The organism is Nocardiopsis sp. KDC1DS13DA1 (assembly GCF_055632325.1).
This window is the reverse complement of sequence record NZ_JBVMUY010000033.1, coordinates 83945-98872: the sequence shown is the minus strand read 5'-3', so window position 1 is coordinate 98872 and position 14928 is coordinate 83945. Positions and strand designations below refer to the sequence as shown.

Annotated in this window: 16 protein-coding genes; 9 read left to right on the top strand and 7 right to left on the bottom strand. The window is 73.7% G+C overall.

What is annotated here, in order from left to right; all coding sequences use genetic code 11:
- The first annotated feature begins 144 nt into the window (after positions 1-144).
- The 6 genes from bla to ACTVAJ_RS21955 all read left to right on the top strand — a co-directional run bounded on the left by bla (position 145) and on the right by ACTVAJ_RS21955 (position 4355).
- On the top strand, positions 145-1098 hold the full coding sequence (gene bla / locus ACTVAJ_RS21980; RefSeq protein WP_470390113.1) for a class A beta-lactamase: 954 nt from the start codon (positions 145-147) through the stop codon (positions 1096-1098).
- 147 nt (positions 1099-1245) lie between these two features.
- Positions 1246-2016, top strand: coding sequence for a hypothetical protein (locus ACTVAJ_RS21975; RefSeq protein ID WP_470390112.1), 771 nt, complete (start codon positions 1246-1248; stop codon positions 2014-2016).
- Between the two features lie 67 nt (positions 2017-2083).
- The gene (locus ACTVAJ_RS21970; protein ID WP_470390111.1) at positions 2084-2683 is read left to right on the top strand and encodes an HAD family hydrolase; all 600 of its coding nucleotides are present in this window, start codon (positions 2084-2086) and stop codon (positions 2681-2683) included.
- A gap of 203 nt (positions 2684-2886) precedes the next feature.
- Positions 2887-3486, top strand: a complete 600-nt coding sequence (locus tag ACTVAJ_RS21965; protein WP_470390110.1) for a hypothetical protein — start codon at positions 2887-2889, stop codon at positions 3484-3486.
- A 126-nt stretch (positions 3487-3612) separates the two neighbouring features.
- Positions 3613-3819, top strand: coding sequence for a DUF5988 family protein (locus ACTVAJ_RS21960; protein ID WP_470390109.1), 207 nt, complete (start codon positions 3613-3615; stop codon positions 3817-3819).
- Between the two features lie 188 nt (positions 3820-4007).
- Positions 4008-4355, top strand: a complete 348-nt coding sequence (locus tag ACTVAJ_RS21955; RefSeq protein WP_470390108.1) for a DUF3817 domain-containing protein — start codon at positions 4008-4010, stop codon at positions 4353-4355.
- Positions 4356-4423: 68 nt separating this feature from the next.
- Here the strand turns inward: ACTVAJ_RS21955 and ACTVAJ_RS21950 are convergent, their stop codons facing one another.
- Positions 4424-4789, bottom strand: coding sequence for a VOC family protein (locus ACTVAJ_RS21950; RefSeq protein WP_470390107.1), 366 nt, complete (start codon positions 4787-4789; stop codon positions 4424-4426).
- A 73-nt stretch (positions 4790-4862) separates the two neighbouring features.
- Here ACTVAJ_RS21950 and ACTVAJ_RS21945 point away from each other — a divergent pair, with 73 nt between their 5' ends.
- A complete protein-coding gene (locus ACTVAJ_RS21945; RefSeq protein ID WP_470390106.1) occupies positions 4863-5303 on the top strand; it encodes a MarR family winged helix-turn-helix transcriptional regulator in 441 nt (146 codons plus the stop codon).
- Positions 5304-5507: 204 nt separating this feature from the next.
- Here the strand turns inward: ACTVAJ_RS21945 and ACTVAJ_RS21940 are convergent, their stop codons facing one another.
- From ACTVAJ_RS21940 to wrbA, 4 genes are all read right to left on the bottom strand, one after another.
- Positions 5508-6629 carry a maleylacetate reductase gene (locus ACTVAJ_RS21940; protein ID WP_470390105.1) on the bottom strand — a complete coding sequence of 374 codons (1122 nt, stop codon included), beginning with the start codon at positions 6627-6629 and terminating at the stop codon, positions 5508-5510.
- 114 nt (positions 6630-6743) lie between these two features.
- On the bottom strand, positions 6744-7358 hold the full coding sequence (locus ACTVAJ_RS21935; RefSeq protein ID WP_470390104.1) for an alpha/beta hydrolase: 615 nt from the start codon (positions 7356-7358) through the stop codon (positions 6744-6746).
- 5 nt (positions 7359-7363) lie between these two features.
- A complete protein-coding gene (locus ACTVAJ_RS21930) occupies positions 7364-8362 on the bottom strand; it encodes a ring-cleaving dioxygenase (protein WP_470390103.1) in 999 nt (332 codons plus the stop codon).
- 79 nt (positions 8363-8441) lie between these two features.
- Positions 8442-9065, bottom strand: a complete 624-nt coding sequence (gene wrbA / locus ACTVAJ_RS21925; protein WP_470390102.1) for an NAD(P)H:quinone oxidoreductase — start codon at positions 9063-9065, stop codon at positions 8442-8444.
- Between the two features lie 290 nt (positions 9066-9355).
- Here wrbA and ACTVAJ_RS21920 point away from each other — a divergent pair, with 290 nt between their 5' ends.
- On the top strand, positions 9356-10033 hold the full coding sequence (locus ACTVAJ_RS21920) for an isochorismatase family protein (protein WP_470390101.1): 678 nt from the start codon (positions 9356-9358) through the stop codon (positions 10031-10033).
- Positions 10034-10056: 23 nt separating this feature from the next.
- Here the strand turns inward: ACTVAJ_RS21920 and ACTVAJ_RS21915 are convergent, their stop codons facing one another.
- Together ACTVAJ_RS21915 and ACTVAJ_RS21910 are read right to left on the bottom strand one after the other, a co-directional pair.
- The gene (locus tag ACTVAJ_RS21915; protein WP_470390100.1) at positions 10057-10953 is read right to left on the bottom strand and encodes an SgcJ/EcaC family oxidoreductase; all 897 of its coding nucleotides are present in this window, start codon (positions 10951-10953) and stop codon (positions 10057-10059) included.
- Entirely contained in the window at positions 10950-14018 is a 3069-nt protein-coding gene (locus ACTVAJ_RS21910) for an ATP-binding protein (protein WP_470390099.1), read from the bottom strand. The genes ACTVAJ_RS21915 and ACTVAJ_RS21910 overlap by 4 nt, the downstream gene beginning before the upstream one ends.
- A 125-nt stretch (positions 14019-14143) precedes the next feature.
- Between ACTVAJ_RS21910 and ACTVAJ_RS21905 the strand changes: the two genes are divergently transcribed.
- Complete coding sequence (locus ACTVAJ_RS21905) at positions 14144-14905, top strand: SDR family oxidoreductase (RefSeq protein WP_470390098.1); 762 nt, start codon at positions 14144-14146, stop codon at positions 14903-14905.
- The last annotated feature ends 23 nt before the right edge of the window (positions 14906-14928 follow it).

Genomic DNA, 14928 nt, shown 5'->3' with positions numbered 1-14928 from the left:
ATCGCGGCGCCGCGGGGGCGCACCTCCCGGGTGCGGCGGTGCCGGGGAGGTACACGCCGTGCCGCCGGCATCGTCGACAGGGTCCCCACCGGCGGCGAGACTTCTGGAAGTCGCCGTCCACACACGGAGAGAAGGTGCTTCGCGGTGCCGTGGTCCACGACTCGACACGTCGCGTCGGCCGTACTGCTGTGGGTCCTGCCGATCTCCCTCACCGCCTGCTCGTCCCCCGGCCACCCGGCCGGCCCCGACGTTGCTCCGCCGACCGGGAGCGTCGGGTCCTCCCCACCGGCCGCCCCGCCCGACCCCCTCCGCAGGGACGCGGAGTTCGCACGTCTGGAGGAGGAGTTCGGCGCCCGGCTCGGAGTCCACGCGATCGACACCGGCACGGAACAGGCGGTCGAGTTCCAGGCCGACGAGCGGTTCGCCCACTGCTCCACCTACAAGGTGCTGGCCTTCGGTGCCCTGCTCGAGCGGACCCCGGTCGACGGACTCGACCGGGTCGTCACCTTCTCCGGTTCCGACCTGGTCTTCCACTCCCCCGTCACGCGGGAGCGCGTGTCCACGGGTATGACGCTGCGCGAACTCGGCGACGCCGCGCTGCGCCACAGCGACAACACCGCCGCCAACCTGCTCCTGGCGGAGCTCGGCGGACCGGAGGGGTTGAACGGGGCCCTGCGCGGGATCGGCGACGAGGTCACCCGGGTGGACCGGTTCGCGCCGGGGATGGCGGAGGCGCTTCCGGGTGACGCCCGCGACAGCAGCACCCCGCGCGCGCTCGGCACGAGCCTGCGCGCGTTCGCCCTGGGCGGTGTCCTGCCCGAGGACAGGCGCGGCGTCCTCGTCGCCATGATGCGCGCCAACACCACCGGGGACGACCTGATCCGCGCCGGGGTCCCGCAGGGCTGGGAGGTCGGGGACAAGACCGGAGCGTGCGGCTACGGCACCCGGCACGACATCGGCGTGCTGTGGCCGCCGGAGGGCGCGCCCCTCGTCCTGGCGGTGATGTCCAGCCGCGACGAGGCGGGGGCGGGGTACGACGACGCCCTCGTCGCGCAGGCCGCGGAGGTGGCGGTCGGCGCCCTCGTCCAGGGACCGTGAGTCCCGACGCCGCGTGGGACGGTCCCGTCGCGGAGGGGACTTTCGGCGCGTGTACGGGAGCGGGGCGCCGACGTAGGGTGGAGGTCGAACCCCCGTGTCCGGGCCGTACCGACACCCGGACCGGTCCTCGACCTGGAGGTGGGCACGATGTCCACACCCGCACGCAACTGGTCACGGGCGGTCGTGATGGCCGTCGCCCCCGTGGCCCTGGTGGCCACGGTCCTGTACCACCCGTACCTGCCGGGGATCGTCCTGACCCCGGAGTCCGTCGCGCTGGTCGCGGAGGCCGATCCCGGCCGTTGGGCCACGGCGCACCTGATGTCGGTGGGGGCGGTGGCCCTGCTCGTCCTGGCCTTCCAGTCGCTGCGCGGCCGTCTGCGGGACGCCGGTGAGGAGCGGTGGAGTTCCTTCGCCTTCCCGCTGGTCGTCGTGAGCGCCGTGCTTATCGGCGCGGTGGCGGCGATCGAGTTGACCGTCGGGACGGCGGCCCTGGCGGGCATCGACGCCGTGGCCCTGTCGGAGGCCGTGCGGCCGTGGGCCCTGACACTGTTGACCCCTGGCCTGACCGCCTTCCTGGTCGGGTCGCTGGCGTTCGCGGTGGGCATCGCCCGCGCCGACATCATGGACCGGCCGGCGAAGGGCGTGGTGGCGGTGGCCATGGTCGTGATGGCGCTCGCGGTGATCGTCCCGGCCTCCGTCGCCGGCTACGTTCTGGGCGTCGCCTCGATCGTGGTGTTCTGGCCGCTGGCCCGGGCGACCGCGCGGGCCGCGTCCGCGTCCGCGTCCGCGACGAAGGCTCCGCCCCTGGGCGAAGCCGGGTGGGAGCACAGGCGCACCGCCCCGCGTCCCCGTTCCGCCGAGGAGCACAGGGGCCTCCTCCGCGGCTTGGGCCGGCGGGGGTCGCGGGCGCACCACTGACGTCGGGCGGCGGGGCCCGGCGGCTAGGGTGGTCCGGACCCCACCCGACCGACCTGGAGGCCCACACGTGGACGCCGTGCTCTTCGACATGTTCGGGGTGATCGCCCGAGACCAGTCCCCGGAGGGGCGCGCCGCCCTGGAACGAACCGCCGGTGCGGCGGGGGCGGACTTCTGGGAGGCGTACTGGCGTCCGCGCCAGGCCTACGACCGCGGCGACCTGGACGGGCCCGCGTACTGGACGGCGGTGTCCGGGCACCTGGGCGTGTCGTTCGGCGACGAGAGGGTGCGGCGGCTGATCGCGCTCGACGTGGAGAGCTGGTCACGCGTGGACGAGGAGATGGTCTCGTTCGTCACCGGGCTCGGCGACCAGGGCAGACGGTTGGGACTGCTGTCCAACATCCCCGCGGAGATCGCGGACTACTTCGGCCGCCGCCACGCGCGGGTGCTGGAGCCCTTCTCCGTCCTCGGGCTGTCCAGCCGGATCCGCCGGGCCAAGCCCGAACCGGAGGCGTTCGGGTGGGTCCTGGAGCGCCTGGAGGTACCCGCGGAGCGGGTGCTGTTCGTCGACGACCGCGCCGCGAACGTCGACGCCGCGGTCGCCCTGGGACTGCGGGGGCACAGGTTCACGTCCCTGCGGGCCCTGCGGGAGCACCTGCGCGAGGGGTAGGGACCGTTCTGGCACGGACCCCGGCGGGCCGGTCTTCTCCTCCCCCAGTGGGACCCATCAGGACGATCCGCCCAGAGTGGGCCATCACCACCCGCCTTCCGGGGTGACCGGTGGTTCTTCGTCGTGATCAAGCTGTGATCGTGATAGGCCTCTATGTGTCTGCATAACTGTGTGTAGTCAAGCATTCACAGAAAGGGATGACTGTGGCCCGCTACTCCACTGTCGCCGCTACGAGTCTGGCCGCCTGCGCGCTGGCCCTGTCCGTCGCCACCCCGGCCCACGCCGCGGAGGGCACCCTGTCCTTCGAGGTCATCGACTGGAGCAAGCTCGAAACCACGGAGCACGTCATCGCCGACGCGGCACCGGGGTCCTGCCACGCCGTGCCGGAGGAGGTGCGCGCCGAGGAGCGGACGACGGAGTTCTACAGGTTCACGAACAACACCGAATCCCCGGTCATCCTCATCCGGAACGCCTGCGACCAGTTCGAGGCCAACGGCCGGGCCCAGGCCGTCGGCTACGTCGCGGCGGGCGACACCGTCCGCGAAATGCACGCGGAGGCCCAGTCGGTCATCGTTCTGGGAGGTGCCGCCGCGGAGGAGGCTCCGGCCCAGGAGGGTTCCGCCGAGGCGGCTCCGGAGGCGGCCGCGCCGGGTGAGGCGGCCCCTGCTGAGGCGGCCCCGAGCGAGGCGGGCCCCGCCGAGGCGGCACCTGCCGAGGCCGCTCCGGCCGAGGCCGCCGCGCCTGGGGAGGCCGCGCCCGCCGAGGACGTCTCCGCCGAGGAACGCCCGATGGTGGACATGTAAGCGTCCGACCAGCGAATGCCCCGTCGGCCTCCGGCGGGGCATTCACCTCTCTCCAACCCCTCCCACCTGGGTAAAGGCGGCGGATCGGTCCGTGACACGCCCCTGGGCGCGTGCCAGTCTGGTCGTATGAACGAGAAACAGAAGGCCGTCCTGGAAGGCGGACCGAAGGACCTTCCGCACCGGATCGTGCCCGCCCCGCGCGCGGGCGACGACGTCAAGGTCCCGTTCCGCGGGGGCTACGAACACTTCTCGGCGACGGCACGGCACCAGTACACGGACGAGGGCGACCTGCCCGTCTACGAGTGGACCTCACGCACGGAGATGGTCTCCTAGGGTGCGGGAAGGCCGGCGCCCGCGGAGCGGTGGAGGTGTCGGGGACCGGCCCCTCCCCCGGCGGTGCACGGCCTGGTGGTGCCCCGGGAGGAAGTGCGCGCACGGGTGTCCTAACCTGGAACCGGTCCCGGCCGTCGAACGCCGGGACCTGCCGTGTCCAGCGAAGACGACCCCGGGGAACGACTCCAGTGAGCATCGAACCGCGACTGACAGCGACGGCCTTCCGCGTGGTGGCGGTGGTCGAGGCCATGACCTGGGCCGGACTACTGGTCGGTATGGGCGTCAAGTACCTCGGCAACGGCGACGAGACCGGCGTGCACGTGTTCGGCCCGCTGCACGGCGCCGCGTTCATGCTCTACGTGGCGCTCACCGTCGCCGCCGCGCTGCACCTGCGGTGGGGCCTCTGGCCGACCCTGGTGGCGCTGGCCGCCTCCATTCCTCCCCTGGGCACCCTGCCCGCGGAGTGGTGGCTGCGCCGCACCGGCCGCCTCGACCGCCCGGCCAAGGACGAACGGACCCCCGAGCCGGTCGCCTGAGCGGCCCAACGCTCCCTTCGAGGGGCCCGCGACGGTGCAGTGGTCCCCTTGCCGTGCACCGGGAGGCCTCACCCGTCGTGGACGGTGATGGCGTATCCCTCCGGGTCCACGAAGGCGAAGTGCAGACCGAACGGGCTCGGCGCGAGGGGGCGGGCGATGCGCACCCCGGCCTCGACCAGCGAGTCGTGCAGGGCGGTCGCGTCGTCGCACTTCAGCCACAGCGCGACCCCGAGACCGGGGGTGGCGGCGGAGTCCAGGTCCACGCCGGGCAGGGGCGGGCGGATCGCGAAGGGGATCGGGCTGGTGCCGAAGACGACCGCACCGGGCGGGCCGCCGGGAGACCGGCGTAGGCCCAGGTGCTCCTCGTAGAAGGCGGCGGCACGTTCGACGTCGCGCGCCTGAAGACCGACGAAGTCGGGTCCGGTGACGGTCATGCATCCTCCTTGATGTCAAAACTCTGACATCAAGGATGCTAGGCGCGGCCCGAATGCATGTCAAAATGCTGACATGAATGGTTTCCCCGACCCGGACGAACGCGTGGGCTACGTGCTCAAGCGGACCGCCGCCGCACTGCGGTCGGCGATGGACACCGCGCTGCGCGGGTGCGACCTCACCGTTCCGCAGTACGCCTGCCTGGAAATGCTCGACCGGCGCCCCGGACTGTCCAACGCCGAACTGGCCCGCGGCGCGTTCGTGACCCGGCAGTCGATGAACGTCGTCCTGCGCAACGCGCAGCGCGCGGGCCTGGTCGAACGCCCGGAGGACGAGAGGGACGGCCGGGTCATGCCCGCACGACTGACCGGGGCGGGCCGCGAGGTCCTCGCCCGGGCCCGCGCCGACGTGGCCGTCATCGAACGGCGCATGGTGGGCGACCTGCCCCCTGAGCGGGTCGACGCGCTCCTGGCCGACCTGCGCGCGATGGCCGCGGCGTTGGAGGCGGGCTCCTGACGCGGAGGGACCCCGGACTCACCGCCCACCGGCGCGGTCGGCGGTCCCGGCGGGCACGTCCGCCCGAGCAGGTCCAGGTCGCCTGGACCGAACCGCCCGGAGGGGGTCCTCTCCCGCCGGGTGGAACCACCCGTCCCCTGGTGGCAGGGGGCCCGCGCCTCACATCCGCCGGAACGGGGCGTCCCCAGCGCGCGAGGACGCGGGTCAGCGCGTCGGCGACCGCGCACCGGTCGGCCTGCGACCGTGCCAGGCGTCGGCCAACAGCGACGCGACACCCGCCCGGTCGGGTACACGGGGGTTGGGGTAGGGCCGGTGCGTGGCGAGCTCCGCGGCCCGGGCCAGGTCGGCCTCGGCCATCCCCAGTTGCCGCAGCGAGGTGGGCCCGCCCGCGGCGGCGGCGAGGTCGTACACCCCGCCCGGCGCGTCGTCCGTCCCGAGCGCCTCGGCGACGCGGTCCATCACGCCGGGCACGGCGGGCGCGTTGTGGGCCATCACGTGCGGCAGGACCACGGTGTGGGTCTGGGCGTGCGGCGTCCCGAACGTCCCGCCCAGAACGTGGCAGAGCTTGTGGTGCAGCCCCATGCCGACGGAGCCGAGGCAGGTCCCGGCGAGCCACGCGGCCTGGAGCAGGCCCGTCCGGGCGTCCGCGTCCGAGGGGTCGGTGGTCAGCGCGGGCAGGGCCCGCGCGATCCGTCGGACGGCCTCCAACGCCATACCGTCGACCATCGGGTTGGCCTCGGGCGCGTACAGCGCCTCCACCGCGTGGGCCAGGGCGTTGACGCCGCTGGCCACCGAGACCGCCAGGGGGAGGCCCAGGGTGAGGTCGACGTCGTAGACCACCGTGTCGGGCAGGATCTCCGGTGCGGACCGGGTGACCTTGCGCCCCTCCTCCGTCTCTCCGAGCACCGGGGTGACCTCGGATCCCGCGTAGGTGGTGGGCAGGACGACCTGGGGAAGCCCGGTACGCACGGCCAGTGCCTTGGACAGGCCGGTGGTCGACCCCCCGCCGACGGAGACGAGGCAGTCGGCGTCGTACTCCTGTAGGACCCCCATGGCCCGATCGGTCACCCCGACCGGTGTGTGCGGGGCGGCACCGTCGAACTCCGCCACCACCAGAGGTCCCAGGATCCGGCGCACGCTGTCCGCGATCCGTGCCGGGACAGGTGTGGACAGCAGCAGCACGCGGTCGGCGCCGAGCCGCCGGACCTCCTCGCCCACCCTCGCCACGGTGCCCGCCCCGAACACCACGCGCGCGGGGTTGGCGGTATGGACGAACCCCTGCATCGAACTCCCCCGCGCATCGTGGGCCGCGTCGTGTCCGGGCATCCGGGTACGCGGGCCGAGGGAGCGGGGTCCCCCGCACGTTCGCCCTGTCCTGCCGCACGGAACGCGCACGGACCGGGACGCTGGCGTCCCCGGGTCGTCGGTCGGCACGACGTCCTACTCCACCAGCCAGTCGTGTGCCCGCCGCACCCCGTCGGCGGTGATCCGGTGCCCTCCGGGGTGCCAGTGCTCCCGCACGTCGGCCGAACGCTCCACCAGGCTCTCCACCAGCCGGTGGGCCGAGTCGGACGGCGCCATGGGGTCCTGCTTCCCGTTGGACAGGAGAACCCGGGTTCCGGACAGGTCGTGCCGGGGCGGTTCGGGGACCGGCAGCATGGCGGAGAACAGGACGGCCTCGGTGAGGGCGTCCGGGCGCAGCAGCGCGACGGCCGCGGCGATGTTGGCCCCGTTGGAGAACCCGACGGCCACGGTCCGTCGACCGCCGAACCCGTACCGTTCGCGGGCTGCCAGGACGAAGTCGGCGAGCTGGTCGGCCCGCCGCACGACGTCGTCGGTGTCGAAGACACCCTCGGCGAGCCGGCGGAACCATCGGGCCGCCCCGTGCTCACTGACCGGGCCGGCCGGAGCCAGCACCGCCGAGGCGGGGCTCAGCTCGCGGCCCAGGCCGAGCAGGTCACCGGGGCTGCCACCGGTGCCGTGCAGGAGCAGCAACACCGGGGCCGCGGGGTCGCCCTCGGTGAAACGGTGTTCCAGGGGCAGTGCGGCGTCCACCCGGACTACACCCCCTCGGCTTCCCGTCGCGCCAGGATCTGGGCGACCTCGGGGTTGTTCTCGTCGGGCAGGCCCAGTTCCGGCAGCGCCGCCCGGATCCGCTCCCGGTCGGGCTCCAGCCACGGCGGCAGCTTGAGGGCACGGCCGAGTTCGAGCAGGGGTTCGTCGACGTCGAAGCCGATGTCGTCGGTGGCGATCTCGAACAGGGTGCCGCCCGGTTCCCGGAAGTAGATCGAGTGGAAGTACCGCCGGTCCAGGATGTCGGTGACCCGCAGGCCCCTGCCCACGAGCTCCTCCCGCCACGCCTTCTGGGTGGCGTCGTCGGGGACCCGCCAGGCGACGTGGTGCACCGTGCCGCCGGCGACCTGCCCGCGGGGAGCCTCCGGCGTGACCAGTACGTCCACCAGGGCGCCGGGACCGCCGTCCCCGGCGGCGAACCGGATCCGGTTACCGGTCTCGGCGACGTGGCGCAGGCCGAGGCCGTCGGTCAGCATCTCGGCGGTCGCCTCCTCGCGGTCGACCTGGAGTGTCACCGAGTGCAGGCCGCGCACCGCGTGTTCGGCGGGGACCAGCGGGGTGTCCCACGGGTCGCGCGGATCACCCTGCGGGTGCGCGACCAGGGTGATCCGCAGTCCGTCGGGGTCGAGGAAGGCCAGGGCCTCCTCCTCGCCGTGGACCCGGGAACGGCTGGTCTGGACCCCGATGCCCGCCAGGTGCCGCTCCCACCAGCCAAGGGATGCCTCGGGGACGGAGAAGGCGGTGCTCGTGGCCTGTCCGCTGCCGTGTCGGCCGCCGGCCACGCCGTTCCAGGGGAAGAAGGTCATCAGTGTGCCCGGCCTGCCCTCCCCGTCCCCGTAGTACAGGTGGTACACGGCCGGGTTGTCGAAGTTCACGGTGGTCTTGACCAACCGCAGCCCGAGGGCACGCGCGTAGAACTCGACGTTGCGCCGGGGATCACCACCGATCGCGGTCACGTGGTGCAGCCCGCTCGTCCGGATCGGCATGACCTGCTCCTCTGGTCGTTCGTCCTGGTGTGTGCCGGGGAGGGGCCGGAGCGGCGTCGGCGCCGCTCCGGCCCCGGGGTCACGCGGCCTGTGTCCGGCCGTTGCCGAGCGCGGCCGCGATCGCGACCGTGCGGCGGGCCTGGACCCGGGCGGCGTCGCGGGTGACGTGGTCGACCTTGTTCTGGCCCTGGCCGTCGACGTGGCCGGTGCCGTAGGGGTTGCCGTCGACGAACTTGGCGCCGTCGGTGTAGCCGGGGCTGGCGATGATGCCGCCGAAGTGGTGGATCGTGTTGTACAGCGCGAGCAGCGTGGACTCCTGCCCTCCGTGCCGCGTGGCGGTGGAGACGAACCCGCTGTAGACCTTGTCGGCGAGCTGCCCCTGCTGCCACTGGCCGCCGAGGGTGTCGATGAACTGCTTGAGCTGGGAGGCGACGTTGCCGAACCGGGTCGGGGTGCCGAACAGGACCGCGTCGGCCCAGACGACGTCGTCCGGGGTCGCCTCGGGGATGTGGCCGGTCGCCTCGACGTTGGCGCGCCAGGCCGGGTTGGAGTCGATCGCGGCCCGGGGAGCCAGCTCGGCGACCCTGCGCAGTCGGACCTCGGCTCCGGCCTCCCTGGCCTCCGCGGCCAGGATCTGCGCGATCTCGGCGATCGTACCGGTCGACGAGTAGTAGACCACGCTCAGCTTCACGGGATGGGACACGGTGCTCCTCCTGACGGGGTGTCCTTGGTGGTACATCCAGAACAGTATCCAGGTAATATCTTCCTGGCAAGTAATATTTAGGCAAGATACTTGCTCAGGAGACATGACGTGGAACACAAGGAGCGGGGCACCGCGCGGATCCGCGCAGGAGCCCCGCGCACGCCGCCGGGGCCCCACCCGCACGCACATGCACCGCGACCAGGGAACGGCGCGCCAACGGAAACCGAAAGAGATTCGTTGAACACGAAGAGTTACTGTTACCGGAGTGCATCCATCCCAGGGAGGTTCTCATGGCCCTCGACGCGGCGGATCTGGCCACACCGGCCGGCAGCCTGCTCACCCCGGACGACTCGGTCCTGATCCTGATCGACCACCAGTCCCAGATGGGCTTCGGGGTAGGCGGCACCGATCTGGCCGGAGTGATCGACAACACCGCCCAGCTGGCCGCCACCGCACGGCTCTTCGACGTTCCCACGCTGCTCACCACCGTGGGCGAGGCGTTCAGCGGTCCCGTGTTCGAGAAGGTCGTCGCCGAGCTCGACGAGAGCGTGGTGGCCGAGCGGATCGAGCGGTCGACGGTCAACGCCTGGGAGGACGAACGCGTCGTCGCGTGGGTGCTGCGGACCGGTCGGAGGAAGCTGGTCATCGCCGGACTGTGGACGGAGGTCTGCGTCGCCTTCCCGGTGCTCTCCGCCATCGAGGTCGGCTTCGGGGCCTACTTCGTCGAGGACGCCAGCGGCGGAGTGTCCGAGGCCGCCCACCGGGCCGCGGTGCACCGGATGATCCGCGCCGGAGGCGTCCCGGTCACCTCGGCCCAGTACCTGTACGAACTGCACCGCGACTGGGCCCGCGCCGAGAGGTACCAGGGCGTCGTCGACATCGCCAAGAAGTACCAGGGCGTGTTCGGCGTCGGGATCCAGTACTACCAGGACCAGACGGCCAGGGCCGGGGGCGGCGGGCACTCCTGACCCCCGCCGGCGCGGGTGCGGCGTCAGGGGCGGGCGGGCGGTGTCCGGCGGTGGTCCACCCCGGTCCGCAGGTCGCCCCGCGCGGCCGGACTCTCCGCTCCCGGCACGATGTCGGTGTTGTGCGCCGAGACCACGACCCACGTCGGGTCGGCCCACCGCGCCACGAAGGAGAGGACCCCGCGGCGCGTGTCCCCCTCTCCTCCGTCCGGCAGTGTCTGCCCCGAGACCGTCCACCGGCAGTGCACGACCGCGACGTCGGGGCCGAGCCGCCGTACCCGGACCCGGGACACACCCATGACCGCGCCGGGAAAGATCACCCGCAGACCGTAGGCGTGCGCCCGCCGGATGCTCTCCCGGTCGCGCCACCACAGCCCGACCACGTTGACGAAGTCGGCGTCGGCCGCGAACAGGGCCGCGATCCCGTCCGCGTCACCGCGGTTCCAGGCGTCGGCGAACCGGTCCGGCACGTCCTGCGGACGGTGCACCGTCATCACGCCACCTCCCCGTCTCCGGTGACCAGGACCCGCTCCGGCCTCGCGGTTGACGTCGGTCCACAGCTTTGACCGGTCGTTGACCGCGGCCGTGACGTCCACGCAGGCTCCGGGCGCCTGGACCTCCCCCGGGCCCGCGTACTCGCGGCAGTCCCCCCGGGACCACCGCTCACCGCCGACGCCGTCGCCGCGGCGCAGCCCGAGGTCCATGTCGTCGGTCGCCCCGGGGTCGGTGTTGACCGTCACGGCGCAGTCGTACCCCGTGGCCGAGTCGTCGAACGCGCCGCCCACCAGCGGCCCGGGCAGGGTCAGCGTGGTACCGGTGGGTTGCGGCGTGGCCGGGCCGACCGCCCTGGCCTCGTCTCCGGTCCGGTCGACGACCCCGGCGCTCTGCCATCCGAGCGCGACGGCGAGGTCGCCGCGGCTCATCCCAGCCGCGCCTGGATCCGGTCCACGTCCACGTGTTCGGCCGCCGTCAGCGGCGCGCCCGACCGGTCGCGCAGACCGGTGGCCTCGGCGAGGAGCTTCCCGGCTCGTTCCACGTCCCCGACCAGTGCGTACGCGCCCGCCTGACCCTCCAGAGCGAGCGCGATCGCCCTGGGGTCCCCGCTCTCCTCGGCCGCTCCGTGCGCCTCCTCGTGCCAGGCCAGGGCGAGTTCGGCGTCTTCGCGCTGCTCGGCGACGTATCCCAGCTGGGTGAGGATGAACGCCAGACCGATCCGGCTGTCGGCCCCGCGGTTCCAGTCCAGCCACCGGTGCAGCAGCCGTTCGGCGCGCTCCAGGTCACCCGAGCGCCGTGCCACCAGGGCCAGTCCGGCGTCGGCGAACTGCTCGCCCAGAGCGTCCGCGTGTGCGGCCGCGATCTCCCTCGCCCTGGTGAGCAGCTCCCCCGCCCGTGCCAGGTCACCGCGGAGCAGCGCCACGCGTCCGAGGCCGGAGAGCGCGCGTGCGGCCACCGTCCACAGCTGCAGCTCCTCGGCGATGCGCCGCCCCTCCTCGTGGCGGACCGCCATCCCGTCGAGGTCGCCGAGCGCCTCGAGCACCGCCGCGGTCACGTGCGCGGCCTGGAGCAGTCCCCAGCGGTCGCCCAGGGCACGCATCTGGTGCTCGCTCTCCTCCGCCAACGCCAGCGCCATCTCCAGATCGCCCCGCTGGTGGGCGGCGTCCGCGAGCTGGATCCGGGTGACCGCGGCGCCCCACGGGTCGTGCGCCGCGACGGCCTCCTCGTGCGCGGCACGGACACACCGCACGGCCTGGTCGGTGTCGCCCAGGCCCCACCTGGTCATCTCCAGGAACCAGGCCAGCCGGCCGCGGGTGACGGTGTCCGGGACGATGGTCAGGGTCCGCCGCGCCTCGTCGCGGGGCCGCACGTCCTTCGGATCCGACAGGGCCGCCCGCCACACCCGGGCGCACGCCCGCGCGCCGGGCGACCCGCCCCGCAACGCCAGCGCGCGGTCCAGTGCCTGCCTGGACTCGCCGGTCCTGCCCCGCAGGTGGCGGTACCAGCACAGGGCACCCGCGAGCCGCAGGGCCAGGTCGGCATCGGCCTCGCGCACGGCCGTGTCCAGGGCGGCGCGCAGGTTGGCGGCCTCACAGTCCAGACGTTCCAACCAGGACCGCTGGGCGGGCCCGCGCACCTTCGCGTCGGCGTGTTCGGCCAGGTCCGCGAAGTGGCGGGCGTGCCGCAACCTGGAGCGGCGGGTGGCGCCCGCCTCCTCCAGCCGGTCGAGGGCGTAGGCGGCCACCGACTCCAGCAGGTGGTAGCGGGACCCGGTGGGGTGGTCCGCGACGACGACCAGGGAGCGGTCGGCGAGTGCGCCGACCGTGTCCAGGACGGTGCCCTCCCGGTCGTCGCACACCGCCTCGGCCGCGGCCAGGTCGCAGCCGTCGGCGAAGACCGCCAGGCGGGCGAGCACCCGGCGTTCGACGGCGGTGAGCGGCTCCCAGCTCCAGTCGATCATCGCGCGCAGGGTCCGCTGCCGCGCGGGGGCGTCGCGGCGGCCCACGCCCAGGAGGGCGAAGCGGTCGTCGAGTCGGGCGGCGAGTTCGTCCACGCCCATGTGCCGCAGGCGGGTGGCGGCCAGTTCCAGGGCCAGGGGGATGCCGTCCAGACGGTGGCAGACCACCGCGACGGCGGAGGCGGTGCGCGCGTCGAGCGTGAACGCGGGAGCCGCGTCGCGCGCCCGTGCGGTGAAGAGCCGCACCGCCCCGGACCGGGCGAGCGCCTCGGTGTCGTCCGTGTGCAGGGGCAGGTCCAGCGGGGGCACCACGAATCGCCGTTCTCCCGCCACGTCCAGGGGCACCTGGCTGGTGGCCAGGACGGTCAGGTCGGGCACCTCGCGCAGCAGCCGGGCGACGGTGTCCGCCGCGGACGCGACCACGTGTTCGCAGTTGTCGAGCACGACCAGGGCACGCCTTCCGCGGAGCAGGCCGACGACCCGCTCGAACGGGGAGGGACCCAGGTCGTCGCGTCCGCCGAGGACCGCCGCCAGGACCGCCACGGGGTCCCCCTCCGCGGGCAGGGGCGCGAGTTCGGCGAGCCACGCGCCGCCCGGGGCCGTGGTGTCGGCGAGCCGGGCGGCCGCGGCCAGGGCCAGGCGCGTCTTGCCGACGCCGCCCGGCCCGGTCAGGGTGACCAGTCGCCGCTCACGGGCGAGCGTGACGAGCCGGGGTACCAGCTCCTCGCGTCCTACCAGGTCACTGACGGACGCGGGCAGGTTGCCGGTCGGCGTGCGGACGGCGGGTGCCGGCGTGAGCGCGGGGTCCTGTTCCAGGAGGGACCGGTGCAGGGCGACGAGGTCGGCTCCCGGGTCGACCCCCAGGTCCTCGGCGAGCCGGGAGCGCAACCGGTCGTAGGCCGCCAGCGCCTCGCCCTGGCGGCCCGCTCCGTACAGCGCGCGGATGAAGGCGGCGTGCAGCCGTTCGCGGAAGGGGTGCCGGTCGACAACCCCGGTGAGGTCGGCGGCCAGCGCCGCGTACTCGCCCAGGTCGAGGCGGACCTCGGCCCAGTCCTCGACGGCCGTGACCCGCGACTCCTCCCACCGGGCCACCGCCGGGCGCACGGCGTCGGTGTCGGCGAACTCGACCAGGGCGGGGCCGCGCCACAGATCCAGTGCCTCGGTCAGCAGGTCCGCACGCAGGCAGGGGTCGGAGCCGTCCCGGGCCGCTCGGACGAGTGCGGCGAAGCGCGCGGCGTCGACGTCGTCGGCCCGCAGCGCGTAACCGGGGGCGCTGTACCGCACCAGGGTGCGGGCACCGGGTTCGGCGCGGTCGAGCACGCCGCGCAGCTGGGAGACCCGGGCCTGGAGCACGGCGGCGGGGCGCGCGGGCGGGGAGTCGCCCCACAGGACGTCGACCAGGTGGTCGGCGCTGACCGTCCGCCCCTCGGCCAGCAGGAGCGCGGCGAGCAGGGCGCGGACCTTGGTGTCGCGGACGCGGACGGGCACCCCGTCGTCGGTCCACACGGCCAGCGGTCCCAGCACCCCGAATCGCATGCGCCCAACGTAGCGGCCCGCGGGCGGGCCCGTAGCGGACCCGTGGGGGAACCGTGGCGGCGGCGGCCACCGTGGGGGCACCAGTCAGCGGCCGACCGGCCGCGGGAACGGCGAAGGAGAAGCAGATGGGTGCCTACGAGGGCAAGCGGGCCGTGGTGATCGGCGGAACGCACGGTATGGGCCTGGGCGTGGTCGAGGAACTCGTGGCCGGTGGAGCACGGGTGCTGCTGACCGGGCGCAACGAGAGGAACCTGGAGGAGGCGCGCGCCAAGCTCGGCCCCGAGGTGCGGGTGGTGCGCTCGGACGCCGCGGACCTGACCGACGTCGACGCGCTGTCCGACACCGTGCGCGAGGCCCTGGGCGGGGTCGACTTCCTCCACGTCAACGTCGGGGTGTCCGGCATCGCGCCGTTCGCCGAGGTCACCGAGGAGGACTACGACTGGATGTTCGGCGTCAACACCAAGGGCGCGTTCTTCACCGTCCAGCGCCTGCTCCCCCTCATCGCCGACCACGGATCGATCGTCTTCACCAACTCGGTGACCAACGTGCTGGGTGTGCCGGGGATGAGCGTCTACACCGGTACCAAGGCCGCGCTGCTCGGTTTCACCCGTGTCCTGGCCTCCGAACTGCTGCCGCGCGGGATCCGGGTGAACTCGGTGGCGCCGGGCTTCATCGACACCCCGAGCATGGGAGTCCCCGGCCTGACCGGGGAGCAGCGCGCCGAGTTCATGCGCGCCGGCGACGCCGCCACCCCCATGGGCCGCCACGGCACCATCGCCGAGGTCACCCGGGTCGTGCTCTTCCTCGGCTTCGAGGCGACCTTCACCTCGGGTCAGGAGATCCTGGTCGACGGCGGCCTGGGGCTGGGGCTCAGCGCCGAACTGTAGTCGGGCCCCGGGCGCGGTGCGCG

Bases quoted from the DNA above. Each gene is read 5' to 3' on its own strand.
- ACTVAJ_RS21905 (WP_470390098.1), top strand. From the start codon at position 14,144: ATGGGTGCCTACGAGGGCAAGCGGGCCGTGGTGATCGGCGGAACGCAC.
- ACTVAJ_RS21915 (WP_470390100.1), bottom strand. From the start codon at position 10,953: ATGAGCCGCGGCGACCTCGCCGTCGCGCTCGGATGGCAGAGCGCCGGG.
- ACTVAJ_RS21910 (WP_470390099.1), bottom strand. From the start codon at position 14,018: ATGCGATTCGGGGTGCTGGGACCGCTGGCCGTGTGGACCGACGACGGG.
- ACTVAJ_RS21945 (WP_470390106.1), top strand. From the start codon at position 4,863: ATGAATGGTTTCCCCGACCCGGACGAACGCGTGGGCTACGTGCTCAAG.
- ACTVAJ_RS21975 (WP_470390112.1), top strand. From the start codon at position 1,246: ATGTCCACACCCGCACGCAACTGGTCACGGGCGGTCGTGATGGCCGTC.
- ACTVAJ_RS21940 (WP_470390105.1), bottom strand. From the start codon at position 6,629: ATGCCCGGACACGACGCGGCCCACGATGCGCGGGGGAGTTCGATGCAG.
- ACTVAJ_RS21960 (WP_470390109.1), top strand. From the start codon at position 3,613: ATGAACGAGAAACAGAAGGCCGTCCTGGAAGGCGGACCGAAGGACCTT.
- ACTVAJ_RS21950 (WP_470390107.1), bottom strand. From the start codon at position 4,789: ATGACCGTCACCGGACCCGACTTCGTCGGTCTTCAGGCGCGCGACGTC.
- ACTVAJ_RS21920 (WP_470390101.1), top strand. From the start codon at position 9,356: ATGGCCCTCGACGCGGCGGATCTGGCCACACCGGCCGGCAGCCTGCTC.
- ACTVAJ_RS21930 (WP_470390103.1), bottom strand. From the start codon at position 8,362: ATGCCGATCCGGACGAGCGGGCTGCACCACGTGACCGCGATCGGTGGT.